Annotated in this window: 19 protein-coding genes; 13 read left to right on the forward strand and 6 right to left on the reverse strand. The window is 71.7% G+C overall.

Going from position 1 to position 23,442, the window contains the following annotated elements:
• Positions 1 to 22: 22 nt before the first annotated feature.
• Genes ACZ4LX_RS12045 through ACZ4LX_RS12060 form a run of 4 tightly spaced genes read right to left on the reverse strand, consistent with a single transcriptional unit; the run spans position 23 to position 4,596 of the window.
• Positions 23 to 673 (reverse strand): GTP-binding protein, encoded by a 651-nt coding sequence (locus tag ACZ4LX_RS12045; RefSeq protein ID WP_467642670.1) that lies wholly within the window; start codon positions 671 to 673, stop codon positions 23 to 25.
• Positions 654 to 1,070 carry a DUF742 domain-containing protein gene (locus ACZ4LX_RS12050; RefSeq protein ID WP_467642668.1) on the reverse strand — a complete coding sequence of 139 codons (417 nt, stop codon included), beginning with the start codon at positions 1,068 to 1,070 and terminating at the stop codon, positions 654 to 656. The genes ACZ4LX_RS12045 and ACZ4LX_RS12050 overlap by 20 nt, the downstream gene beginning before the upstream one ends.
• Positions 1,067 to 1,546, reverse strand: coding sequence for a roadblock/LC7 domain-containing protein (locus ACZ4LX_RS12055; protein ID WP_467642666.1), 480 nt, complete (start codon positions 1,544 to 1,546; stop codon positions 1,067 to 1,069). Before ACZ4LX_RS12055 ends, ACZ4LX_RS12050 begins: the two co-directional genes overlap by 4 nt.
• The gene (locus ACZ4LX_RS12060) at positions 1,543 to 4,596 is read right to left on the reverse strand and encodes a sensor histidine kinase (protein WP_467642664.1); all 3,054 of its coding nucleotides are present in this window, start codon (positions 4,594 to 4,596) and stop codon (positions 1,543 to 1,545) included. Before ACZ4LX_RS12060 ends, ACZ4LX_RS12055 begins: the two co-directional genes overlap by 4 nt.
• A 365-nt stretch (positions 4,597 to 4,961) precedes the next feature.
• Between ACZ4LX_RS12060 and ACZ4LX_RS12065 the strand changes: the two genes are divergently transcribed.
• On the forward strand, positions 4,962 to 5,747 hold the full coding sequence (locus tag ACZ4LX_RS12065; protein ID WP_467642662.1) for a hypothetical protein: 786 nt from the start codon (positions 4,962 to 4,964) through the stop codon (positions 5,745 to 5,747).
• A 163-nt stretch (positions 5,748 to 5,910) separates the two neighbouring features.
• Here the strand turns inward: ACZ4LX_RS12065 and ACZ4LX_RS12070 are convergent, their stop codons facing one another.
• On the reverse strand, positions 5,911 to 6,408 hold the full coding sequence (locus ACZ4LX_RS12070) for a MarR family winged helix-turn-helix transcriptional regulator (RefSeq protein WP_467642660.1): 498 nt from the start codon (positions 6,406 to 6,408) through the stop codon (positions 5,911 to 5,913).
• A 224-nt stretch (positions 6,409 to 6,632) separates the two neighbouring features.
• Between ACZ4LX_RS12070 and ACZ4LX_RS12075 the strand changes: the two genes are divergently transcribed.
• Positions 6,633 to 7,478: a lysozyme gene (locus tag ACZ4LX_RS12075; protein ID WP_467642658.1), complete on the forward strand. Its 846-nt coding sequence runs from the start codon at positions 6,633 to 6,635 to the stop codon at positions 7,476 to 7,478.
• 278 nt (positions 7,479 to 7,756) lie between these two features.
• Positions 7,757 to 8,437 (forward strand): polysaccharide deacetylase family protein, encoded by a 681-nt coding sequence (locus tag ACZ4LX_RS12080; protein WP_467643015.1) that lies wholly within the window; start codon positions 7,757 to 7,759, stop codon positions 8,435 to 8,437.
• Between the two features lie 144 nt (positions 8,438 to 8,581).
• Here ACZ4LX_RS12080 and lon read toward each other — a convergent pair whose 3' ends face one another.
• On the reverse strand, positions 8,582 to 11,002 hold the full coding sequence (lon, locus tag ACZ4LX_RS12085) for an endopeptidase La (RefSeq protein WP_467642656.1): 2,421 nt from the start codon (positions 11,000 to 11,002) through the stop codon (positions 8,582 to 8,584).
• Between the two features lie 324 nt (positions 11,003 to 11,326).
• On the opposite strand from lon, the gene ACZ4LX_RS12090 reads away from it, so the two are divergent.
• The 10 genes from ACZ4LX_RS12090 (at position 11,327) to ACZ4LX_RS12135 (ending at position 23,334) form a co-directional block, all read left to right on the forward strand.
• Positions 11,327 to 11,905 (forward strand): isochorismatase family protein, encoded by a 579-nt coding sequence (locus ACZ4LX_RS12090; RefSeq protein ID WP_467642654.1) that lies wholly within the window; start codon positions 11,327 to 11,329, stop codon positions 11,903 to 11,905.
• Between the two features lie 57 nt (positions 11,906 to 11,962).
• Complete coding sequence (locus tag ACZ4LX_RS12095) at positions 11,963 to 12,565, forward strand: RNA polymerase sigma factor (protein ID WP_467642652.1); 603 nt, start codon at positions 11,963 to 11,965, stop codon at positions 12,563 to 12,565.
• A complete protein-coding gene (locus ACZ4LX_RS12100; RefSeq protein WP_467642650.1) occupies positions 12,562 to 13,521 on the forward strand; it encodes a hypothetical protein in 960 nt (319 codons plus the stop codon). The genes ACZ4LX_RS12095 and ACZ4LX_RS12100 overlap by 4 nt, the downstream gene beginning before the upstream one ends.
• Before the next feature lie 10 nt (positions 13,522 to 13,531).
• Positions 13,532 to 14,308: an ATP-binding cassette domain-containing protein gene (locus ACZ4LX_RS12105; RefSeq protein WP_467642648.1), complete on the forward strand. Its 777-nt coding sequence runs from the start codon at positions 13,532 to 13,534 to the stop codon at positions 14,306 to 14,308.
• On the forward strand, positions 14,305 to 15,714 hold the full coding sequence (locus tag ACZ4LX_RS12110) for a hypothetical protein (RefSeq protein WP_467642646.1): 1,410 nt from the start codon (positions 14,305 to 14,307) through the stop codon (positions 15,712 to 15,714). The genes ACZ4LX_RS12105 and ACZ4LX_RS12110 overlap by 4 nt, the downstream gene beginning before the upstream one ends.
• 53 nt (positions 15,715 to 15,767) lie before the next feature.
• The gene (locus ACZ4LX_RS12115; RefSeq protein ID WP_467643012.1) at positions 15,768 to 16,343 is read left to right on the forward strand and encodes a hypothetical protein; all 576 of its coding nucleotides are present in this window, start codon (positions 15,768 to 15,770) and stop codon (positions 16,341 to 16,343) included.
• 176 nt (positions 16,344 to 16,519) lie between these two features.
• Positions 16,520 to 17,212 (forward strand): spermidine synthase family protein, encoded by a 693-nt coding sequence (locus ACZ4LX_RS12120; RefSeq protein WP_467642644.1) that lies wholly within the window; start codon positions 16,520 to 16,522, stop codon positions 17,210 to 17,212.
• A 235-nt stretch (positions 17,213 to 17,447) separates the two neighbouring features.
• Positions 17,448 to 18,185 carry a response regulator transcription factor gene (locus ACZ4LX_RS12125; RefSeq protein ID WP_024491908.1) on the forward strand — a complete coding sequence of 246 codons (738 nt, stop codon included), beginning with the start codon at positions 17,448 to 17,450 and terminating at the stop codon, positions 18,183 to 18,185.
• Positions 18,182 to 19,258: a HAMP domain-containing sensor histidine kinase gene (locus ACZ4LX_RS12130; protein WP_467642642.1), complete on the forward strand. Its 1,077-nt coding sequence runs from the start codon at positions 18,182 to 18,184 to the stop codon at positions 19,256 to 19,258. Before ACZ4LX_RS12125 ends, ACZ4LX_RS12130 begins: the two co-directional genes overlap by 4 nt.
• 257 nt (positions 19,259 to 19,515) lie before the next feature.
• Positions 19,516 to 23,334, forward strand: coding sequence for a multifunctional oxoglutarate decarboxylase/oxoglutarate dehydrogenase thiamine pyrophosphate-binding subunit/dihydrolipoyllysine-residue succinyltransferase subunit (locus tag ACZ4LX_RS12135; RefSeq protein ID WP_467642640.1), 3,819 nt, complete (start codon positions 19,516 to 19,518; stop codon positions 23,332 to 23,334).
• The last annotated feature ends 108 nt before the right edge of the window (positions 23,335 to 23,442 follow it).

Raw genomic sequence — 23,442 nt, forward strand, 5'->3', positions numbered from 1 at the left:
CGCGGTTCTCCGTTGTGTGTGGCTATGCCGGTGTGGCGTCGAGGGCGTGGCCCACCAGGGCCAGAAGCGACTCGACGACGGTGATCCTGTTACGCGCGTCCATGATCACAACAGGCACGTGCGGAGGGACGGTCAGGGCCTCGCGCACGTCTTCGGCCTCGAATCCCGGCGTTCCCTCGAAGTGGTTGACGGCGACGATGTACGGCAGCCCGCAGCTCTCGAAGTAGTCGAGGGCGGGGAAGCAGTCGGCGAGCCGGCGGGTGTCGGCCATCACGACCGCGCCGATCGCACCGCGTACGAGGTCGTCCCACATGAACCAGAAGCGCTGCTGGCCCGGGGTGCCGAAGACGTACAGCACGAGGTCGTCGTCGAGCGTGAGCCGGCCGAAGTCCATGGCGACGGTGGTGGTGACCTTGTCGGGCGTCGCGCTGAGGTCGTCGGTCTCCTCACTGGCCTGGGTCATCATCGCTTCGGTCTTCAGCGGGGTGATCTCGGAGACCGAACCCACGAAGGTGGTCTTGCCGACCCCGAATCCGCCCGCGACCACTATCTTCGTGGCGATCGGGGCCCTGGTGCGGTCGAGCTGCCAGGCCTGCAGCGCTTCGTCGGCCTGGTCCTTCGGCCCCGGCTGGCGCGGGGCGAACAGCGGCGACTCAGAGACGACGGAGTCCATTGAGCACCCTTTCGAGCAGTGCGCGGTCGGGCTGGCCGGTGCCGTGACCGGTTCCGTACACGCGGATCTTTCCCTGGTCGGCCAAGTCGCTGAGCAGCACCCTGACGACACCGAGGGGCATCTTCAGCAGGGCCGAGATCTCCGCGACGGTACGCATCCGGCGGCAGATCTCGACAATGGCCTGGAGTTCCGGCATGACGCGCGAGGCCAGGTTGCCGTTGGTCAGTTCGCGGCGCTCCTCGGGGGCTTCGAGCGCGGCGACGAAGGTCTCGACGAGCAGGACGTGGCCGAAGCGGGTACGGCCGCCGGTGAGCGAGTACGGGCGTACCCGCGCGGGCCGTTTGTCGGCCCCGCGCACGGGGAGCCTGCGGGCGGGTTCAGCAGCAGCGGGGGTCACTGGGCGCTCTCCATCGATTTGCGCAGTTCACTGCGGAGTTCGGGGGTGAGTACGTGTCCGGCACGGCCGACGAAGAGCGCCATGTGGTACGCGATGACGCTCATGTCGCAGTCGGGTGTGGCGTGCACACCGAGCAGCGAACCGTCACTGATCGACATGACGAAGACGCTGCCCTCCTCCATGGCGACCATGGTCTGCTTGACGCCGCCGCCGTCCATCAGCTTCGCGGCGCCGATGGTGAGGCTGCCGATGCCGGAGACGATGGTCGCCAGATCGGCGCTGGAGCCCCGCGGGCCGTCCTGCCGGCCTGTCCCCGGGGCGATCTGGTGGCCGGGGTCGGAGGAGAGCAGCATGAGTCCGTCGGACGAGACGACGGTGACCGAGTGGACCCCTGGCACCTCCTCCACCAGATTGCTCAGCAACCAGTGAAGGTTCCGGGCCTCGGTGCTCAGCCCGAATGTGCTGGGCGCAGTCAACTGCGTGCCTCCTCGACTGTGTCCCCCGTCTCTCCGGTCCGGCCGTCGGTACGGCCTGCCGGCTCAGTGTGCTCGGTACGTGTGGTGCCCGCGGCCGGGGCGGTGGCTTCGGCGATCTCCGCCTCGACGTCCCGGCGGCCGTTCTTCGCGCCCTGGTGGAATCCGCCGAGCCGGCGGCGCAGGGCCTCCTTGTCCACGCTGCCCGTGCGCTCGGGCGCGGGAGCCGTCGCGGACTTGACCACCTTGGGGGTGCGCTTGGGCAGCCCCTTGTCGGTGAGCCGCTCGGGCTGCGGCTGAGGCTGCGGCTCGGGCTCCGGGAGGCGCGGCCGGGGCAGCGCGTCGGCCACGGGGGCCGGGACGGGAGCGGGGGCCGCCGGGGCGGGCTCGGCCGGGGCCTGGGCCGGCTGCGCTGCCTGGCCGGGCTGCGGGCGGCTGCCCTCGTCGGCGGCGCGCTCGTGCCGGTCGGGGCCGATGGCGTAAGGACCGGCGGCGGTCGTGGGCTCCGGGCCGCCCCCGGCGTCGGGGGCGGGCGTGAACTCGGGTAGGTCGTCGAACCCGGGTACCCGCGGGAGCCGGACCTGCATCGTGGTCTCGGCCTCGCTCTCCACCGGCAGCACGGGCTCGGCGTCCGGCGCGGGCTGCGCCGCCGGGCCGGGCTCGGGCGCGGGCGGGGGTGCGTGGTCGGGGGCGGCGAGGGCCCCGGCCTCCGGGCCGGGCGCGGGGGCTGCCGCCGGGCCGGGCTCGGGAGCGGGTGCCGTGCCGGAAGCGGGGACGACTGCCGGGCCGGCCTCGGCGATCGTCTGCTCGGCGGCGGCGATCAGCGGGTCGCCGGGCAGTGCCAGGGTGCGGTGCGGCAGGGCGTTGGAGTTGGCCTCGGCAACCGATCCGGGGAGGTTCATCGTGGGCGCGTTGCCGGGGGCCGTGACCGGGGGCGGGGTCGCGGCCGGGGGCGCCTTCGGGAGCAGGGGCTGCGGCAGCACGACGACCGCGGTCACCCCGTTGCCCTTCTGCTCGCGCAGCTGGACCCGTACGCCGTGGCGCGCGGCCAGCAGCGAGGTCACCTGGAGGCCGAGACCGGCCCCGTCCGCGCTCTGCTCCCCCGCCTCGAAGAGCGACGGGTCACCGAGACGGGTGTTGAGCTCGCCCATGCGTACGGACGACATGCCGATGCCCTGGTCCTGCACGGAGAGCATCACCTCACCGGTCTCCAGCAGCCAGCCGGAGAGCTGGACCTGGGAGTCCGGCGGGGAGAACGCGGTGGCGTTCTCCAGGAGTTCGGCGATGAGGTGGCTGAGGTCGTCGGCGGCGAACCCGGCGATCTGGGCGTGCGGCGGCAGGGACTGGATGGTGACCCGCTCGTACCGCTCGATCTCGCTGACCGCCGCGCGCAACACATCGACCAGCGGGATCGGTCCCGGGTGCCCGTGTCCGTGCTCGGCGCCCGCGAGCACCAGCATGTTCTCGCTGTGGCGGCGCATGACGGTGGCCATGTGGTCGAGCTTGAACAGCGTGCCGAGCCGCTCCGGGTCCTGCTCGCGCTCCTCCAGTGACTCGATGACGCCGAGCTGGCGTTCGACGAGCCCGAGGGTGCGCAGCGAGAGGTTGACGAAGGTGTGGTGGACGGTGTTCTTCAGCTTCTCCAGCTGGGCCGCCAGATCCGCGGTGTGGACCTGGAGTTCGGCGCGCTGGAGGGTGAGGGCCTCGCGGCCGGCGATCAGTTCGCCGCGCTCGCTCTCCAGCTTCTCGAACCGTCCGTTGAACTCGTGGAGCAGTCCGTGCAGCCGGCCGTGCAGAGCGTTGATGGACCGGACGACCTGGGCGAACTCGTCGTTGCGGCCCGTGTAGCGGACCGGTTCGGCGGTCTCGGGCTCCGCGGCGAGGCGGCCGGCGCCGATCCGCAGAACGGCGAGCGGCTGGGTGAGGGTGCGGGCCACGGCGGTGGAGACGCCGACCGCGATGATCAGACAGCCGCCGAGCAGGGCGATCCGCAGTTCGAGCGCGGTGACGTCGTCGTCGCGCAGCTGCTCCAGCCGCCGCACCTGGGCGGTGCCAAGGGCCGACTCGACGCCGCGCATCCGGTCGATCCGGGCGGAGAGAGCCGCCTGGAGCTTCTTGCCGCTGACCTTCCGGTCGGCCTCGGAGAGCTCGGGGCGGTCGGTCAGCCCGGCGAGGTACTTCTCCGCGCTGTTGACCTCGGGGCCGGTGACGGTGGTGGCCAGCTTGTCGCGGGCGGTGGCACCGGCGGCCTGGTCGAAGTCGGAGAGGGCGGAGAGCTCGCCGACCCGGTAGCGCTGAGCGGCGCCGCTCAGCTCGTCACGGGTGCGGTCCTCCTTGGTCTCGCCCTCGTCCTGGGTCTGGACGGGCAGGCCGGTGAACGGGTCGATCTGCGGGGCGGCCGGCTCCTCGCGGGGGACGGCGAGCGCGGCGAGCAGCAGCCCCCGGGTGGCGGAGGCCTGCTCGGTGGCGCGGCCGAGCGCGAGCGGGGCGCGGACGGACTCGGCGGCGCGCGGCGGGGTCCTCTCCGCGAGCTCCTCGGCGAGGTCGTGGAGCTTGGAGATGACCTCGGTGTACGCCTGGTGGGCCTCCAGCGCCGTGCCCTTGCCGCCGATGGCGTCGCGGCGCAGGGAGGGGATGGTGGAGAGGTCGCGGCGCAGGACGGCGGAGGCCGCGTCCCGGATCTCGTCCACCTGCTGGTCGACGCGGGCGCTGCGGCTTCCCGCCGTGCCGCTCGTCGATCCCAGCTTGCCCTCGCGGCCGCCCGCGATGAAGGCGGTGACCTCGTCGCGCTCGTCGGCCAGGGAGTGCGCAAGCGCGATGGCCTGCTGGTTCAGCTCCGCGAGGGTGACCAGCCGCTGCGACTCGGTCAGGTCGGAGGAGGCGCTCAGTACCGCGGGCGCGCCCGCGGCCACGACGGTGATCCCGACGACCGCGACGCCTGCGACGAGCCGGCTGCGGACGCGCACGGTGCGCCCGTTCTCAGCCGGCGCCGAAGACGCCACCTCGGAACCGCTGTGCTCGCTGCCCTTGCTCCGAGGCCGCTTCTTCTGCACCGGTGCTCGCAATCTTGTACTCGTCCGCCCTTGAAGCAGAGGTGACGCTCGCTCACGTGAACGAGCGCCCCGACCTCTGGTACGGCTTCTGACCATTCCAGTGCTTTTGAGAGGGGGGCGCGCATCAACCGCTCCGCCACTCGAACGAGTGAACATCACTCCCGAGTTGACGAACAAGTCTCCCCGCGAGCCCCCGGCAGCACACCCGGACGTCCGGCTGGATCTTCGGGGCAGGCTTTGGCAGGATGCCCGCCCGCACCCGCCCCGGAGTGATTCCTTCCGCACCATGCGCCCTTCTGACCTGCTGGTACGGGCCAATCCCCGCTCCGTGCAGGCCCCGTGAAGGCATCGTGCAGACTGACTGAATGCGTATGGAACTCGCCACCGCCGCCGGCCTCGCCGAACATCCGAACGAGGACTGGGCAGCCACCGTCCTTCCTGCCTCCGGCCATGGTGGGGGGCTCGTTCTGCTCGACGGGGTGACCCCGCCGCAGGGTGACGACGGTTGTGTGCATTCCGTCCCCTGGTTCACCGCGCGACTGGGCGGCGCACTGGTCGAACTGTCGGGTTCGCGGCGGGATCTGACCCTGCGGGAGATCCTCGCGGAGTCCATCCGGCGCACCGCCGACGCCCACCGCCCCCTGTGTGACCTTTCTCACGTACGTACGCCACAGGCAACCGTCGTCCTCGCGCGTTGGGACGGGGCGGAGATCGAGCACCTGGTGCTGTCCGACTCGGTCCTGCTGTTCGAATCACCCGACGGCACCGTCCGCGCCGTGCTGGACGACCGCCTCGACCGGCTGCCGCCCGGCTCGCTCGCCTCCGAGGCGATCGCCGACGCCCGGGTGCGGAACAAGGAGGGCGGCTTCTTCACCGCCGCCGCCGACCCGGCCGTGACGGACCGCGCCGTCACCGGGCGCACGCCGCGTGCCGGGGTGCGCGCGCTCGCCGCGATGACGGACGGGGCGAGCCGCTGGACGGAGATGTTCGGCGAGGGCGACTGGGCGGCCTGTCTCGGGGTGCTCCACAAGGAGGGCCCCCAGGGGCTGATCGACCGGGTCCGGGCCCTGGAGGACGCGGACACGGACCGTGCCCACGTGCGACGGAGCAAGCGGCACGACGACGCGACGGCGGTCTACGTGCAGCTGTGAACCGGCCATGTTCCGTCTGCGCCCGAGACGGGAAGGCCCGGCCGCGCCCGAGACGGCCGCCGGTCCGGGCGCGGCGGCCCTCCCCGGTCCTCCCGGCCTCCTCGGCCGATCAGCCCTCCCGGCCCAATCAGCCCTCCCGGCCCGCTCAGCCCTCGCGGCCCGCTCAGCCCTCGGCGCGGGCGTTCAGCTGGTGCAGCAGCCGGGCCAGTTCCGCCACTTCGGCACGGTCCCAGTCGGCGAGCTTGCGCACATAGCGGTCGCGGCGCGCGTCCCTGACACTGCGGAAGCGGGCCAGCCCCTCCTCCGTGAGGTGGACCAGGAAAGCGCGCCCGTCCGCCGGGTCGGGCTCCCGCGCCACCAGTCCGAGTGACTCCAGAGCGCGCAGTTGACGGCTCATGGTGGCCTTGCCCACGCCGAAGTAGGAGGCGAGATCGGTGGCCCGTTGACGGCCTGCCGATTCCAGGCGCACGAAGAGTCCGTAGGCCGCCGCCTCCAGCTCAGGATGCACCTCACGGGCCATCTCACCGGAGTTGGCCCGTGCCCGGCGCAGGAAGACGGCCAACTCCAGCTCCAATGAGAGGAATTCGTGGTCCACACCATTTTCTGCGGTTGCGCCGGGTTCACTCCCACTTTCGCTCCCGTGCACGTCAACACCCCTCATGAGCTTTCCCGCCACTGAAAGTTTCTTTCACCGCTGGTCATCGCCGCAGCTCCACCAGTATTTCGCAGGATTAGACCAACGGCACCGCCCAGGCCCTCTTCCGCCACCAGGGTCTACGTGCGTAGCGTCATGCATGGCATGTTCACACCATGACATGTCACCAGGGGTGCCTCTGGCGTGCCCCGGTTCAGCAGTTCCCCCCACCGAGGCCTCGGAGGCACGCAATGCCCGTGCACAGATCCGGCTCCAAGAAATCCCGCCGCTCACGCTTCGCGGCGGCGGGAACCCTGCTCGCAGCACTCTCCCTCCTTGTCGCCCTGCCCGGTGCCGCCGGGGCGGCCACCACTGCCGGAGACCCCACCAAGCCCGCCCGGGGCACGGCCACGATGGGCATGGGGGTCGTCGCCCACGACGGCCAGGGCGGACTGCCCACCACCCGCGCGGTCCAGACCGAAGGCGTGGACGTCAGCAGCCACCAGGGCAACGTCGCATGGTCGACGCTCTGGAGCAGTGGCGTGAAGTGGGCCTACACCAAGGCCACCGAGGGCACGTACTACACGAACCCCTACTTCGCGCAGCAGTACAACGGCTCGTACAACGTCGGGATGATCCGGGGCTCGTACCACTTCGCCACCCCGGACACGACCAGCGGCGCCACCCAGGCCAACTACTTCGTGGACCACGGCGGCGGCTGGTCCAAGGACGGCAAGACGCTGCCGGGCGTGCTCGACATCGAGTGGAACCCGTACGGTGCGCAGTGCTACGGCAAGACCGCGGCCGGAATGGTCTCCTGGATACGCGACTTCGTGAACACCTACAAGGCGCGCACCGGGCGCGACGCGGTCATATACACCGCGACCAGCTGGTGGCAGGCCTGCACCGGCAACAACGCGAGTTTCGGCACCACCAACCCCCTCTGGGTGGCCCGCTACAACACCACGGTCGGCACCCTTCCGGCCGGCTGGGGCTTCTACACGATCTGGCAGTACACCTCGTCCGGCCCCACGGTCGGCGACCACAACCACTTCAACGGCGCCCTCGACCGCGTACAGGCGCTGGCCAACGGCTAGCCACCCGCAGCCCCTTCCGCGCAGAGCCCGGTGACGCACCCCGTCGCCGGGCTTCGCCGCGCTCAGGGCTCTGACCAGGAACGAAGCCCCTCATCGGCTCCACCCACCCCCATATACACGGCATGTATACGCGCTATGTATAGTCCTCGCAGTCGCACATAAGTGCGGTGTAAGCGACTAGGGAGTTACCTGCCGTGCCCAGTAGGACGAAGTCGATCGGTTCCGGGTTCGCCGTCGCTCTTGTGACAGCGCTCACGCTGACACTGAGCGGCTGCTCGATGGAGACCACGGCCCCCGGATCCGCCCGCGGCGACGCCGGCTCGGACGCCAAGGGGGCGTTCGGACCGGTGGACTGCCGCGAGGCGAAGTGCATAGCCCTCACGTTCGACGCGGGCCCGGCCGAGGACACCCCCCATCTGCTGGACATCCTCAAGAAGGAGAAGGTCCACGCGACCTTCTTCCTGCTGGGCAAGAACCACGTCAAGAAGCACCCCGAGACCGTCCGCCGCATCGCGGCGGAGGGGCACGAGGTGGCCAACCACACCTGGTCGCACGAGATCCTGACGGACAAGAAGCCCGACGAGATACGCGCCGAGCTGGAGAAGACACAGGACGCGATCGAGGCGATCACCGGCAAGAAGCCCCGGCTGATGCGCCCGCCGCAGGGCCGCACCGACGACACGGTCTCCGGGATCAGCAAGGACCTGGGCCTGTCGCAGATCCTGTGGAGCGCCACCGCCAAGGACTACTCGACGACCGACTCCGCGCTGATCAAGAAGCGGATACTCGACCAGGCGAGCAAGGACGGCATCATCCTGCTGCACGACATCTACAAGGGATCGGTGCCCGCGGTGCCCGGCATCATCAAGGAGCTGAAGAAGCGCGGCTACACCTTCGTGACGGTGCCCCAGCTGATGGCACCCGCCGAGCCGGTGCCGGGGACCATCTACCGCCCCTGACCGGCCGATCCGGTAGCCACCGCTCACCCGGAGACCTGGCCCGCCGCCCGCCGCTCACGCGGAACGGCCCGCCTCCCCACGAGGGGGAGACGGGCCGTCCGTACCGGCCGTGTCCGTGGCGCCGCGCCCGTCACTGCGTGACACCTACGCCGCGGCCGGGATCCTCCGCTCCGCCGGGGCCGAAGCCGGGGCGAGGGCGATCTCCAGGACCTGGCGGACGTCCGTGACCGGGTGGACCTCCAGCGTGTCCAGCACCTCGGCGGGGACGTCGTCCAGGTCGGCCTCGTTGCGCTGGGGGATCACCACGGTGGTGATGCCCGCGCGGTGGGCGGCCAGCAGCTTCTGCTTCAGGCCACCGATCGGCAGCACCCGTCCGGTCAGCGACACCTCACCGGTCATCGCCACGTCCGTACGGACCAGCCGTCCGGAGAGCAGCGAGGCCAGTGCGGTCGTCAGGGTGATGCCCGCACTCGGGCCGTCCTTGGGGACCGCGCCCGCCGGGAAGTGGATGTGCACGCCCCGGTCCTTGAGATCGGCGACCGGCAGTTCCAGCTCCGCGCCGTGCGAACGCAGGAAGCTCAGCGCGATCTGCGCGGACTCCTTCATGACGTCGCCGAGCTGGCCCGTGAGGGTCAGTCCGGACGCCCCGGTCTCCGGGTCGGCGAGCGACGCCTCCACGAAGAGCACGTCACCGCCCGCCCCGGTCACCGCGAGCCCGGTGGCCACGCCCGGCACCGCCGTGCGGCGCTCCGCCGGGTCCTGGGCGGACTCGGGGACGTGGTGCGGCCGGCCGATGAGACCGCGCAGGTCCGCGTCGGTGACCGTGAACGGCAGTTCGCGGTCCCCCAGTTCGTGCTGGGCCGCGACCTTGCGCAGCAGCCGGGCGACGGAACGCTCCAGGTTCCGGACACCGGCCTCCCTCGTGTACTCGCCGGCCAGCTTGCGCAGCGCGGACTCGTCGAGGGTCACCTCGGCCGGCTCCAGACCGGCCCGCTCCAGCTGACGCGGGAGCAGGTGGTCGCGGGCGATGACGACCTTCTCGTCCTCGGTGTAGCCGTCGAGCCTGACCAGCTCCATCCGGTCGAGCAGGGCCTCCGGGATGGCGTCCAGGACGTTGGCGGTGGCGAGGAAGACGACGTCGCTGAGGTCGAGTTCGACCTCCAGGTAGTGGTCGCGGAAGGTGTGGTTCTGCGCCGGGTCGAGCACTTCGAGGAGGGCCGCGGCGGGGTCGCCGCGGAAGTCGGAGCCGACCTTGTCGATCTCGTCGAGCAGGACGACCGGGTTCATCGAACCGGCCTCCTTGATCGCCCGGACGATACGGCCCGGGAGCGCGCCGACGTACGTACGCCGGTGGCCCCGGATCTCCGCCTCGTCCCGGACACCACCGAGCGCGACCCGGACGAACTTGCGCCCCATGGCGTGCGCCACGGATTCGCCGAGCGAGGTCTTGCCGACCCCGGGCGGCCCGACCAGGGCCAGCACCGCGCCGCCGCGCCGTCCGCCGACTACGCCCAGCCCCCGGTCGGCGCGCCGCTTGCGCACCGCGAGGTACTCGGTGATGCGTTCCTTCACGTCCTGGAGGCCCGCGTGCTCGGCGTCGAGGATCTCCCGGGCGCCCTTGATGTCGTACGCGTCCTCGGTCCGCTCGGTCCACGGCAGTTCGAGGACGGTGTCGAGCCAGGTCCTGATCCAGGAGCCCTCCGGGCTCTGGTCGGAGGAACGCTCCAGCTTGTCGACCTCCTTGAGCGCGGCCTCGCGGACGTGGCCGGGAAGGTCGGCGGCCTCGACACGGGCCCGGTAGTCGTCGGACTCGTCCTCCGGGTCGCCGTTGAGCTCGGAGAGCTCCTTGCGCACGGCGTCGAGCTGGCGCCTCAGCAGGAACTCACGCTGCTGCTTGTCGACGCCCTCCTGGACGTCCTTGGCGATGGACTCGGCGACGTCCTGCTCGGCGAGGTGCTCGCCGAGCCACTGGATGGCGAGCTTCAGCCGGACGACCGGGTCGGACGTCTCCAGCAGCCGCACCTTCTGGGCCGTGGTGAGGAAGGGGGAGTAGCCGGAGTTGTCGGCGAGCGCGGAGACGTCCTCGATCTGCTGGACGCGGTCCACGACCTGCCAGGCACCGCGCTTCTTCAGCCAGCTGGTGGCGAGCGCCTTGTACTCCTTGACCAGCTCGGCGGCGGCTCCAGGGAGGGGCTCGGGGACGGACACGTCGACCCGGGTCCCTTCCACCCAGAGCGCGGCACCGGGGCCGCTGGTCCCGGCTCCGATCCGCACCCGCCCACGACCGCGGATGAGTGCGCCGGGATCGCCGTCGGAGAGCCGTCCGACCTGCTCGACGGTGCCGATGACACCGATGCCGGTGTACGAACCGTCGATGCGCGGGACGAGCAGCACCTCGGGCTTGCCACCGCTCTCACCGGCCGCGGCCTGGGCCGCCTCGACGGCCGCGCGCACCTCGGTGTCGGACAGATCCAGCGGAACGACCATTCCGGGCAGCACGACCTCGTCGTCGAGCGGCAGCACAGGCAGGGTCAGCGGTGTGACGGCGTTGGACTCAGTAGCCATGATCTCCCCTTCGGCATTCAAGTTGAGCTATGAAGACTCAATGCTTGTGAGCCGCTTAATGTTCCCCGGGGTGTGTTCGCTGTGAGCGATCACGGGACGGCTGTCGCCGCGTGCCGTGCCCCGGGCCGCTGCCCTGGGTGTCTGCCCCGGGTGTCCGCCCTGGGTGTCTGCCTCGGGTGTCCTGCCTGGGGCCACGTCTGTGTGCAACGCCGGGCACGGCCGTCGTAGTCCCCGCGAGCGACCGCACTGCCTCCCGCCTCTGCGCCTGCACCCTTTGCGGGAAAACCCGTGGAGGCCCGCGGCGGCGCCGGACAGGATGGCGCCATGAACGCTTCCCCGCCGCCCTCGCATGCCCTGCTCGTCGTGGACGTACAGAAGGCCGGGGTGACCGGGGACAGGGCGGTTCCCGGCGCGGCCGTGCTGCTGGAGCGGACCTCGGAGCTCATCGCGCGGGCACGGCGGAGCGGCGCGCTCGTCGTCCACCTCCAGAACGACGGCGCACCCGGCGCGGGCGACGAGCCCCACACACCGGGCTGGGCGCTCCATCTGCCGGTCGCGGCGGGGCGCACGGAGTCCGTGATCCGCAAGACCCGGGACGACGGCTTCGCGGGGACATCGCTGGGCCCCTTGCTGAGCGGGGCGGGCGTGGAGGCGGTCGCCGTGTGCGGCGTGATGTCGGAGATGTGCGTGCAGGCGACGGCCCGTACCGCCCTGGCCCTGGGCTACCGGGTCGTCCTCCCGTACGACGCCCATGCGACGCAGGACATCCCGGCAGCTCCCGGGATCAGCGAGGCGGTCCCGGCCGCCGTGGTGTCCCGGGTCGCCGCGTGGGCCATCAGCGCGGACGCGGACGTCACGACGGCCGCCGCCGACGTGACGTTCGCGGCGCCGCCGAACGTGTAGCCGCAGCCACTCGTCAGCGCGTGAACCGATCCGCGCCCGGCCGCCGATAGAAGAGGTGTGAGCCACTTGCACCCCTCGGGGGACGACCGGAACGACGAGGCGCTGCTGCGTGCCGTCGCGCGGGGGGACACGAGCGCGCTGGCCGCGCTCTACGACCGGCACGCCGGCTGGCTGCTGGCCCGGCTGAACCGGCGGTGCCCGGACCCCGAGACCGTACGGGAGGTGCTCCAGGACACCTTCGTCACCGCCTGGCGCTCCGCCGGTACGCACCGGGGCGCCGAGGCCGGCGGCTGGCTCTGGGTGATCGCTGCCCGCCGGCTGGTCGACGCGCAGCGGACCCGCGCCAGGACGGAGCGCGCGACGCAGGCCGAGTACGCCGGCGGCGCGGAGCGGGCGGACGCCGTGCCGTCCGCCGAGGACCGGGTCCTGGCCGGTCTGGAGTACGGGGACGTGGGCGCCGCGCTCGGCCGGATCTCGCCCGAGCTCCGGGAGGTCCTTCGGGCGACGGTCATCGACGGCCTGACGACCCGGGAGGCGGCCCGGCTGCTCGGCATACCCGAGGGGACGGTCAAGACCCGTGCCCTGCGGGCCCGGCGCGAGCTGCGGACGGCACTGGACCGGCTGGTTGTGGAGAACGGTCCGTTGGGAGGCACGGCATGACGGCCTGGCATGTGGGAGACGAACTGGCCCGGCGGTACGCGGCGGGGACCGCCGCCGAGACCGACGCCTGGTCCCTGGAGAAGCACGTCGAGGCGTGTGCGCTCTGCGCGGACCGGGTGTCCGCGGCGGTACGCAGCCGGGGGGCTGCGGCACCGCTGCTGGAGGGGGTGCGCGCGGCCGTGCTCGAAGCCGCGGCGGCACAGCCGGTGCGGGGGCGGGCGTGGCGGCCGGCCGGGAGGCGCGCCTGGCGGCGGACCCGGGTGCGGGGGCGGGCGTGGGGCCTTGCCCGGGGGCGAGGGCGTCCGGGGGTGCCGGGACCGGGGCCCGGCACCCGGACCGGGCGGCTGCTGTGGGCTGCCGGGCCCGCCCTGCGCGGGGCGTGGGCCGCTGCGCTGGCGCTGGTCGCGCTCGGGGCCGTCGCACTGGCGTACGCGGGCGGGCTCGGCGGCTCGGTTCGGCCGCTGCTCCTTGTCGTCGCGCCGGTGCTGCCGCTGGCCGGGGTCGGTGTCTCGTACGGGCGCTCCGCCGACCCGATGCACGAGATCACCGCGACGACTCCGGTCGGCGGGCTCCGGCTGCTGCTGATCAGGACCGCCGCGGTGCTCGCGGTGACCGTCCCGGTGCTTGCCCTCGCCTGGGCGGTACTGCCCGCCTCGGCTGCCGGCCCGGGCGTCGTGGCGTGGCTGCTGCCGGGCCTCGCCATGACGCTGGCCGCACTGGCGCTCGGCTCGTACGTCGGCTGCCGCACCGGTGCCTCGTCGGTCGCCGTGTGCTGGGCCGTCGCCGTCGTCGTACCGGTCTTCACCACCCTGCCATCGGATCTCGCCGCGCCGGGAACGGCCGCCCGCTACTTCGCGGGGCCCGCCGCCCAGGGCGCCTGGGCTGCCGCGGCCGTGCTCTGCGCCGGTCTGCTGGCGCTGCGCCGCAGATCCTTCGACCATCTGGAGAACTCGTGAGCGTGATCGCGTGAACAGCACCGTAAGAGTGACGGGCCTGACGGTCCGGCATCGCCGTACGACCGCCCTGGACGCCGTCGATCTCGACTTCGCGCCCGGTGTGCACGGTCTCCTCGGGCCGAACGGAGCCGGTAAGACGTCGCTGATCAGAGTGGTGTCCACGGCCACCGCACCGGCCTCCGGGCGGGTCGAGCTGCTGGGCAGCGACGTGGGGGCGGCCTCGGACCATCGCAGCCGCGCGGCGGTCCGCCGCAGGCTGGGCTATCTGCCGCAGGAGTTCGGCTACTACCCGGGCTTCACCGTCCGCGAGTTCGTCGCCTATGTGGCGTGGCTCAAGGAAATGGACGGCGCGCTGATCGCGGGAGCCGTGGAGCGCGCGGTGGACCGGGTGGGTCTGACGGACCGGATCGATGCCCGGATGAAGACCCTGTCGGGCGGCATGGTCCGGCGCGTGGGCATCGCGCAGGCGATCGTCAACGAGCCGGAGCTGCTGCTGCTCGACGAGCCGACCGCCGGCCTCGACCCCGAGCAGCGGGTGGAGTTCCGCGCGCTGATGCGGGAGCTCGGCGAACAGGCCACGGTCATTCTCTCCACGCACCTCGTCGAGGATGTGGTCACGGCCTGCGCCGATGTGACGCTGGTCGAGGCGGGCCGGATCGCGTACCGGGGGACGACGGCCGAGCTGACGGCCCTCGGCGGCACGGGGGACCGGCTCGACGGCAGCCCCATCGAGCGCGGCTACACCGCCGCGCTGCACACCCACCGTGCGACGGCGGCCGTCCGATGACGACGACCGGAACCCCCGCTGCCCGGACAGCGGAGACGCAGGAGCCGGGCACCTCCGGGCCCGGCCCGCGGCAGGACGCCTCCGGGCCCGCCCGCTCCCCCGCCGCCGCACACCGGCCGACGTTCCCCGCCGTGCACCGGCCGACGTTCCTCGCCCTGCGGACCGAGCTGCGCCGGGGCATCGCGCCGTGGACCGGTGCCGGTACGACGGTCGTCGTCGCCGTCACCATGGCGGCCAAGGCCGACACCTGGCAGGGGAGCTGGGGCGAGACCCAGGGGCTGCTGCACTCCGCCGCCACCCTGCTCGTCGGTCCGCTGGTGGCGGCGGCCTCCTGCTGGCAGGGCGCCCGCGAGCACCGGCGCTCGACCACCGGACTCTGGCTCTCCACGCCGCGTGCGAGGTCCGCGCGGGCCCTGGTGGCCGCACTGCCGCTCGCGCTCTGGGCGGTCGCCGGGTATCTCGTCACGCTGGCCGCCTCGCTGCTGGCCACCTGGCCGTACGCCGGAGGCGGAAGCCCGTTCCCGTCCTTCGCCGTCGCGGACAGTGCCTTCCTGGTCTCCGTCGGTCTGGTCGGATTCGTCGTCGGGCAGCGCTGCCCGTGGCGGCTGGCCCCGCCCGTTCTCGCCGCGCTGCTGTACCTCGTGCTGGGCGTGCCCAGCTACTCCGACTCCTCGGCCCAGTTCCTCGACCCGGCCGTGCAGTACGCGCTCGACGGGGCGCTGCCCGTGTGGTGGTTCGCCCCGGCGATGGCGGCGTGGACCGGGGGCCTCGCCCTGACCGCGCTGGTCGCCCATGCGGCGCGGCGACGCCTCCTCGCCGTCGTACCGCTCGCCGTCGCGGCCGCGGTCGCCCCGCTGATCGTGCACGCCGGTCCCGGACTGCTGCGGGAGGACCCGGCCACGACACGGTTCGTCTGCACGGACGGACCCACTCGGCTCTGCCTGACCGCGTACGACGAGTCACTGCTGCCGCAGGTCTCCCGGGCACTGTCCGGACTGTTCGGGCGGCTGGAGGGGGTACCGGGGGCACCGGTCCGCTATGTGAACCGGGACCCGGCCCACGGTCCCGGCGAGGTCCGGGTACCGAGGCCCGACACCAACTGGTACCTCCTCCGAGGGCGGCTCCAGCACGCGGACGACTACGTCCGGCAGGTGACGTACCAGCTGGTGAGCCGGGACTGCCCGGAATCCCCCGGCACCGACACGTCCGCCGCCGGCAAGCGGCTGTGGGCGACCGACGAAGCCGTCAGGGACTGGCTCGCCGGCGCCTCGCAGACCCCCGAAGCGGAGCCCACCCCGCAGCTGCGCCGGCTCGAAGCCATGCCGGCCCCCGGGCGCCGGGCCTGGCTCGGCGGCTTCCTGGCCACGCGCACGAGCTGTTCCCCGGACGAGGTGCCTGTCCTGTGAACACGGCCGAGGGCACCACCACGACGCGCCCACCGCTTCTCCCCCTCCTCTATATGCGCTCCCGCGGTCTTCCCCGTACCGCCGCCGCGCTGGCCTGCGTCGTTCTCGTCGCCACCTGGGCCGCCGACCGGCTGGAGCACCACTTCGCCCCGGGTGCCCGTGTCCCGGTCCTCGTGCTGGCGCCGCTGCTGGTGTCCTCGGCCATCGGCACCAGCCTGTACGCCGCCGCCGACGAGCTCGACCGGACGGCCGTACGCCGCTGGTGGCCCCGGCGGCTGCTGCATCTGCTCGCGCTCACCGTCCCGGCCGCGGCGGCTCTCGCGCTGGCCGTCCCGGGGCATCCCGGGGAGTTCGGCGCCCCCGGCATGATCCGCAACGTGCTCGGGGCGACCGGGGTGGCGGCCGCCTCCGCTGCCCTGATCGGCGCCCGGCTGAGCTGGCTGCCGATGACGGTCTACGGCGGCGCGGTGTACCTGGCCGCACCGCGCACCCCGGGCGGTGCCGCCTCCGTCTGGGCGTGGCTGATGCAGCCGGGGCCGCAGCCCTGGGCGTGGGCGGTGGCGCTGACGGCGTACGTGGCGGGGACCGCGCTGCTCGCGGTCCGGGGCGCCCGCCCCGAACGCCGCTGACCGCGCCCCGCTCGGCCTGGCGTACGGTCGAACCTCCGGCCGCGCCCCGCCCCGCCGAGGCCCGGACCAACCGCCGGCCGCGCCCCCGCCCGGCCCGCGTCCGGACAATCCGCTGGCCAGGCCGTTGCCGGGCGGGCCAGGATGGCGGGGACACCGACCGCCAGGAGAGCTGCACCATGCCCCACACCTTCGGCCCCGACATCCTCGCCCCCGTCACCCTGGACCGCCGCGAAGGACCGTACGGGGAGGTCGTCCTGCGCAGGCGGGGCGACGACTTCGAGATCATCGCCAACGGGTGCTTCCTGATGGACACCTCGGACGGGCGCTCGGAGCGGCTGCTGATCGATGCCGCACTCGCCGCGCTGCCCGCCGGGCGGACCGGGCCGGCGGTGCTCATCGGCGGACTCGGTGTCGGGTTCTCGCTCGTCCGGGCCGCCGCCGAGCCCCGCTGGGGGCGGATCGTGGTCGCCGAGCGGGAGCGGGCCGTCGTCGACTGGCACCTGGACGGACCGCTGGCCGCGATCTCGGGGCCGGCACTCGCCGATCCGCGGACCATGATCCTTACGACGGACCTCGTCGCACACCTCCGTACGACTACGGACCGTTACGACGCCCTGTGTCTCGACATCGACAACGGACCGGACTGGACCGTCACCGAGGACAACGGAAGTCTCTACTCACCCGCCGGGCTCGCCGACTGCCACGCGCGGCTCACGCCGGGCGGCGTACTCGCGGTGTGGTCCGCACAACCGTCCGCCGAGTTCGAACAGGCCTTGCGGAATGCCGGATTCCATGGCGTAAGGACGGAAGAAGTGGGTGTTGCCCGAGGTGTTCCCGACGTAGTCCATCTCGCAATTCGAGCGAGCTGAGAACCCCCCTCCGGGTATCTTTGCCCCTGGGACGCCCGGGGGCCAAGCGCCACAAGCGCGACACTCCGCCTCCCCCGTTCCCACGAATGGCCCTTCCCGCCTTGCACCCTGCGTAGCCGGGAACCCTCTGCTGCCTTTACGCTGCTGACCGATAGCGGGATCACCCACGAAATTCACGAACGAAGACCGTACATCCGGGGGAATGGCCCCCGTGAGAACGGGCAGGGGCAGGGCGATGGAACAGACACACACCACCCACACCGGTGTCGCGGCCACCCCGGGCGCGCAGCGCCGCGTGCTGGTGGTCGAGGACGACGCGACGATCGTCGATGCCATTTCCGCCCGGCTGCGGGCCGAGGGCTTCCTGGTGCAGACCGCACTCGACGGCCCGGCGGCCGTGGACGCGGCCGAGGCCTGGCAGCCGGATCTGATGGTGCTCGACATCATGCTTCCCGGCTTCGACGGCCTGGAGGTCTGCCGGCGCGTGCAGGCCCAGCGGCCGGTACCGGTGCTGATGCTGACCGCCCGGGACGACGAGACCGACATGCTCGTCGGCCTCGGCGTCGGTGCCGACGACTACATGACCAAGCCGTTCTCCATGCGCGAGCTTGCGGCGCGGGTCCATGTGCTGCTGCGCCGGGTGGAGCGGGCCGCGCTGGCCGCTGTGACGCCGCGCAGCGGAATACTCCGTCTCGGAGAGCTGGAGATCGACCACGCGCAGCGCCGGGTGCGGGTGCGCGCCGACGATGTCCATCTGACGCCGACCGAGTTCGACCTGCTGGTCTGCCTGGCCAACACCCCGCGCGCGGTGCTCTCCCGTGAGCAGCTGCTGGCGGAGGTCTGGGACTGGGCGGACGCCTCGGGCACCCGTACCGTCGACAGCCACATCAAGGCACTGCGCCGGAAGATCGGCGCGGAGCGGATCCGTACCGTGCACGGCGTGGGTTACGCGTTGGAGACCCCGGCGCCATGACCTCGCCCGGACCGGGGCTGCGGCCGTTCTCCATCAAGGCCAAGCTGGGCACGCTCGTCGTGGTCTCGGTGTTCATCACGACCGGGCTGCTCATGGTGGCCCTGCGTACGCGCACCGAGCTGCGGTTCATCACGGTGTTCTCGGTGATCGCGACCCTGCTGATCACCCAGTTCGTGGCGCACGGCATGACCGCGCCGCTGGACGAGATGAGAGCCGTTGCGCGGTCGATCTCGCACGGCGACTACACCAGACGGGTGAGCGGTGCCGACCGGCGCGACGAGCTCGGCGACCTGGCGCGGACGATCAACCTGATGGCGGACGATCTGGCCGCTGTGGACCGGCACCGCAAGGAGCTGGTGGCGAATGTCTCACACGAGCTGCGCACGCCCATCGCGGCGCTGAGAGCCGTGCTGGAGAACGTCGTGGACGGGGTGTCCTCCGCCGATCCGGAGACGATGCGCACGGCGCTGAAACAGACGGAGCGGCTCGGCCGGCTGGTGGAGACCCTGCTGGACCTCTCCCGGCTGGACAACGGCGTGGTGGCCCTGAAGGCGGGCCGCTTCGAGGTCTGGCCCTATCTGTCGGGGGTCCTCAAGGAGGCGAACCTCGCCGCCGCACACCGCCGGCTGTCCTCGGGCTCCGGCAACCACGCCCGCAAGGACGTCCATCTGCATCTGGACGTGTCCCCGCCGGAGCTGACCGCGCACGCCGACGCCGAACGGCTGCACCAGGTGGTCGCCAACCTGATCGACAACGCGGTGAAGCACAGCCCGCCGCACGGCCGGGTCACGGTGCTCGCCCGGCGCGGTCCGCAGCCGGAGTCGCTCCATCTGGAGGTCCTGGACGAGGGCCCCGGCATCCCGGAGTCCGAGCGGCACCGGGTCTTCGAGCGTTTCAACCGGGGCGAGGTGCCCTCCCCGCACGGCCCCGGCAGCGACGGCGGCACGGGACTGGGCCTGGCGATCGCCCGCTGGGCGGTGGATCTGCACGGCGGCCGGATCGGTGTGGCCGAATCAGCGCGCGGCTGCCGCATACGTGTCACTCTTCCGGGGACCCATCAGCCGCGAGGTTGACATAGGGTTCGAACCGGAAGGGCACGTTCTACGTGTTCTGTTCAAGGGGTACGGTCCAAGGGGCCGTAACTGCGGTCTCGCGTACCCGGAGCGAAGCGGAACCAGGCTTGTTTCCCGCCATTTCCTGCCCCGAAACCCGACTTTCGATGTGACTTGCACGACGAAGACCGGCCCGGCCTGCATGGAACGGCCGGGGAGGCGTAGCCTTGATTTCCGCTGTCCATCACCTTGTGAAGCGGAAGAGGGCGGTTGCCGCCGTGTCGTCTCAGTCCCCCAGTAACTCGAGCATCTCGACCGACCAAGCCAGCCCGGGTACGAACCCGGCTGCTGCCTTTGGCCCCAATGAGTGGCTCGTCGACGAGATCTACCAGCAGTACCTCCAGGATCCCAATTCGGTCGATCGCGCCTGGTGGGACTTCTTCGCCGACTACAAGCCGGGTACGTCCGGCACGGCGGACAAGCCCGTTCCCGGCGCCGCAGCCGCGGGGGCTGCGGTGCCCGCGGCTCCGGCCGCCACCACCGCACCGCCCGCCGCCACCGCGCCTGCCGCACCCGCGCAGCCCGCGGTGAAGGCTCCCGCCGCACCGGCGCCCGCTCCGGCCGCTCCCGCGCCTGCCGCCCCGGCGGCACCGGTGAAGGCCGCGCCCGCGAAGGCGGCACCGGCTCCGGCCGCGAAGGCCCCGGCCGCTCCGGCGACCGAGGCTCCGGCCGGTCCGGAGTACGTGACGCTGCGCGGCCCGTCGGCCGCGGTCGCGAAGAACATGAACGCCTCGCTGGAGCTGCCGACGGCCACGTCCGTCCGCGCCGTTCCGGTGAAGCTGCTCTTCGACAACCGCATCGTCATCAACAACCACCTCAAGCGCGCCCGGGGCGGGAAGATCTCCTTCACGCACCTCATCGGGTACGCGATGGTGCAGGCCCTCAAGGCCATGCCGGCGATGAACTACTCCTTCGCGCAGAAGGACGGCAAGCCGACCCTGGTGAAGCCGGAGCACGTCAACCTCGGCCTCGCCATCGACCTGGTGAAGCCGAACGGCGACCGCCAGCTGGTCGTCGCGGCCATCAAGAAGGCCGAGACGCTCAACTTCTTCGAGTTCTGGCAGGCCTACGAGGACATCGTCCGCCGGGCCCGCAACGGCAAGCTCGGCATGGATGACTTCACCGGCGTCACCGCCTCGCTGACCAACCCCGGCGGCATCGGCACCGTCCACTCGGTGCCGCGCCTGATGCCCGGACAGGGCCTCATCATGGGCGTCGGCGCGATGGACTACCCCGCGGAGTTCCAGGGCACGTCGCAGGACACCCTGAACAAGCTGGGCATCTCCAAGGTCATGACACTGACCTCGACGTACGACCACCGGGTCATCCAGGGCGCCGCCTCCGGCGAGTTCCTGCGGATCCTCGCCCAGCTGCTGCTCGGCGAGAACGAGTTCTACGACGAGATCTTCAAGGCGCTGCGCATCCCCTACGAGCCGGTCCGCTGGCTCAAGGACATCGACGCCTCGCACGACGACGACGTCACCAAGGCCGCGCGGGTCTTCGAGCTGATCCACTCCTACCGGGTCCGCGGCCACGTCATGGCCGACACCGACCCGCTGGAGTACCACCAGCGCAAGCACCCCGACCTGGACATCACCGAGCACGGCCTCACCCTGTGGGACCTGGAGCGGGACTTCGCGGTCGGCGGTTTCGCCGGCAAGACGATGATGAAGCTCCGCGACATCCTCGGTGTGCTGCGTGAGTCGTACTGCCGCACCACCGGCATCGAGTTCATGCACATCCAGGACCCGAAGCAGCGCAAGTGGCTCCAGGACCGGGTGGAGCGTCCGCGCCCCAAGCCCGAGCGCGAGGAGCAGCTGCGCATCCTGCGCCGGCTGAACGCCGCGGAGGCGTTCGAGACCTTCCTGCAGACGAAGTACGTCGGCCAGAAGCGGTTCTCGCTGGAGGGCGGCGAGTCCGTCATCCCGCTGCTCGACGCGGTCATCGACTCCGCCGCCGAGGCCCGCCTCGACGAGGTCGTCATCGGCATGGCCCACCGCGGCCGGCTGAACGTGCTGGCGAACATCGTCGGCAAGTCGTACGCGCAGATCTTCCGGGAGTTCGAGGGCAACCTCGACCCGAAGTCGATGCACGGCTCCGGCGACGTCAAGTACCACCTGGGCGCCGAGGGCACCTTCACCGGTCTGGACGGCGAGCAGATCAAGGTCTCGCTGGCCGCCAACCCCTCGCACCTGGAGGCGGTCGACCCGGTCCTGGAGGGCATCGCCCGCGCCAAGCAGGACATCATCAACAAGGGCGGCACGGACTTCACCGTCCTGCCCGTCGCACTCCACGGCGACGCGGCCTTCGCGGGCCAGGGCGTCGTCGCCGAGACGCTCAACATGTCGCAGCTGCGCGGCTACCGCACCGGCGGCACCGTGCACGTGGTGATCAACAACCAGGTCGGCTTCACCGCCGCCCCGGAGTCCTCGCGCTCCTCGATGTACGCCACCGACGTGGCGCGCATGATCGAGGCGCCGATCATCCACGTCAACGGTGACGACCCCGAGGCCGTCGTCCGCGTCGCGCGGCTCGCCTTCGAGTTCCGTCAGGCGTTCAACAAGGACGTCGTGATCGACCTCATCTGCTACCGCCGCCGCGGTCACAACGAGGGCGACAACCCGCAGTTCACCAACCCGCAGATGTACACCCTGATCGACAAGAAGCGCTCGGTGCGCAAGCTGTACACCGAGTCCCTGATCGGTCGCGGCGACATCACGCTGGAAGAGGCGGAGCAGGCGCTCCAGGACTTCCAGGGCCAGCTGGAGAAGGTGTTCGCGGAGGTCCGCGAGGCCACCTCGCAGCCGACGCAGCCGCATGTCTCGGACCCCCAGGCCGAGTTCCCGGTGGCCGTGACCACCGCGGTCTCCCAGGAGGTCGTGAAGCGGATCGCCGAGTCCCAGGTCAACATCCCGGACCACATCACCGTCCACCCGCGCCTGATGCCGCAGATGCAGCGTCGTGCGGCCTCCGTGGAGGACGGCACGATCGACTGGGGCATGGGCGAGACCCTGGCCATCGGTTCGCTGCTGATGGAGGGCACCCCGGTCCGGCTCGCCGGCCAGGACACCCGCCGCGGCACGTTCGGCCAGCGCCACGCGGTGCTGGTCGACCAGGTGACCGGCGAGGACTACACCCCGCTGCTCTACCTCACCGACGAGCAGGCCCGCTACAACGTCTACGACTCGCTGCTCAGCGAGTACGCGGCGATGGGCTTCGAGTACGGCTACTCGCTGGCCCGCCCGGAGTCGCTGGTCATCTGGGAGGCCCAGTTCGGTGACTTCGTCAACGGCGCGCAGACCGTCGTCGACGAGTTCATCTCCTCGGCCGAGCAGAAGTGGGGCCAGACCTCCGGCGTCACGCTGCTCCTGCCGCACGGCTACGAGGGCCAGGGCCCGGACCACTCGTCCGCCCGCCCGGAGCGCTTCCTCCAGATGTGCGCGCAGGACAACATGACGGTCGCGATGCCGACCCTGCCGTCGAACTACTTCCACCTTCTGCGGTGGCAGGTGCACAACCCGCACCACAAGCCGCTGATCGTCTTCACCCCGAAGTCGATGCTCCGCCTCAAGGCGGCGGCGTCGAAGGCGGAGGAGTTCACCACCGGCGGTTTCCGCCCGGTGATCGGCGACGAGTCGGTCGACCCGAGCGCCGTCCGCAAGGTCGTCTTCTGCTCCGGCAAGGTCTACTACGACCTGGACGCCGAGCGTCAGAAGCGTGGCGTCACGGACACCGCGATCATCCGCCTGGAGCGCCTGTACCCGCTGCCGGGTGCGGAGATCCAGGCCGAGATCGCCAAGTACCCGAACGCGGCGAAGTACCTGTGGGCCCAGGAGGAGCCGGCCAACCAGGGTGCCTGGCCGTTCATCGCCCTGAACCTGATCGACCACCTGGACCTGGCCGTCGGCGCCGACGTCCCGCACGGTGAGCGCCTGCGCCGCATCTCGCGCGCGCACGGCTCTTCCCCGGCGGTCGGCTCGGCCAAGCGCCACCAGGCCGAGCAGGCACAGCTGGTCGCCGAGGTCTTCGAGGCCTGACCGGTCGCTGTACACACGGAAGGGGCCCGGCCCGCGATTCGCTCGCGGGCCGGGCCCCTTCCGTTTCCGTCGCGGCGCGGTGCGCCTGGGCCGTCCCTCGGATGACCG

This window comes from Streptomyces sp. NPDC026062 (assembly GCF_055568375.1).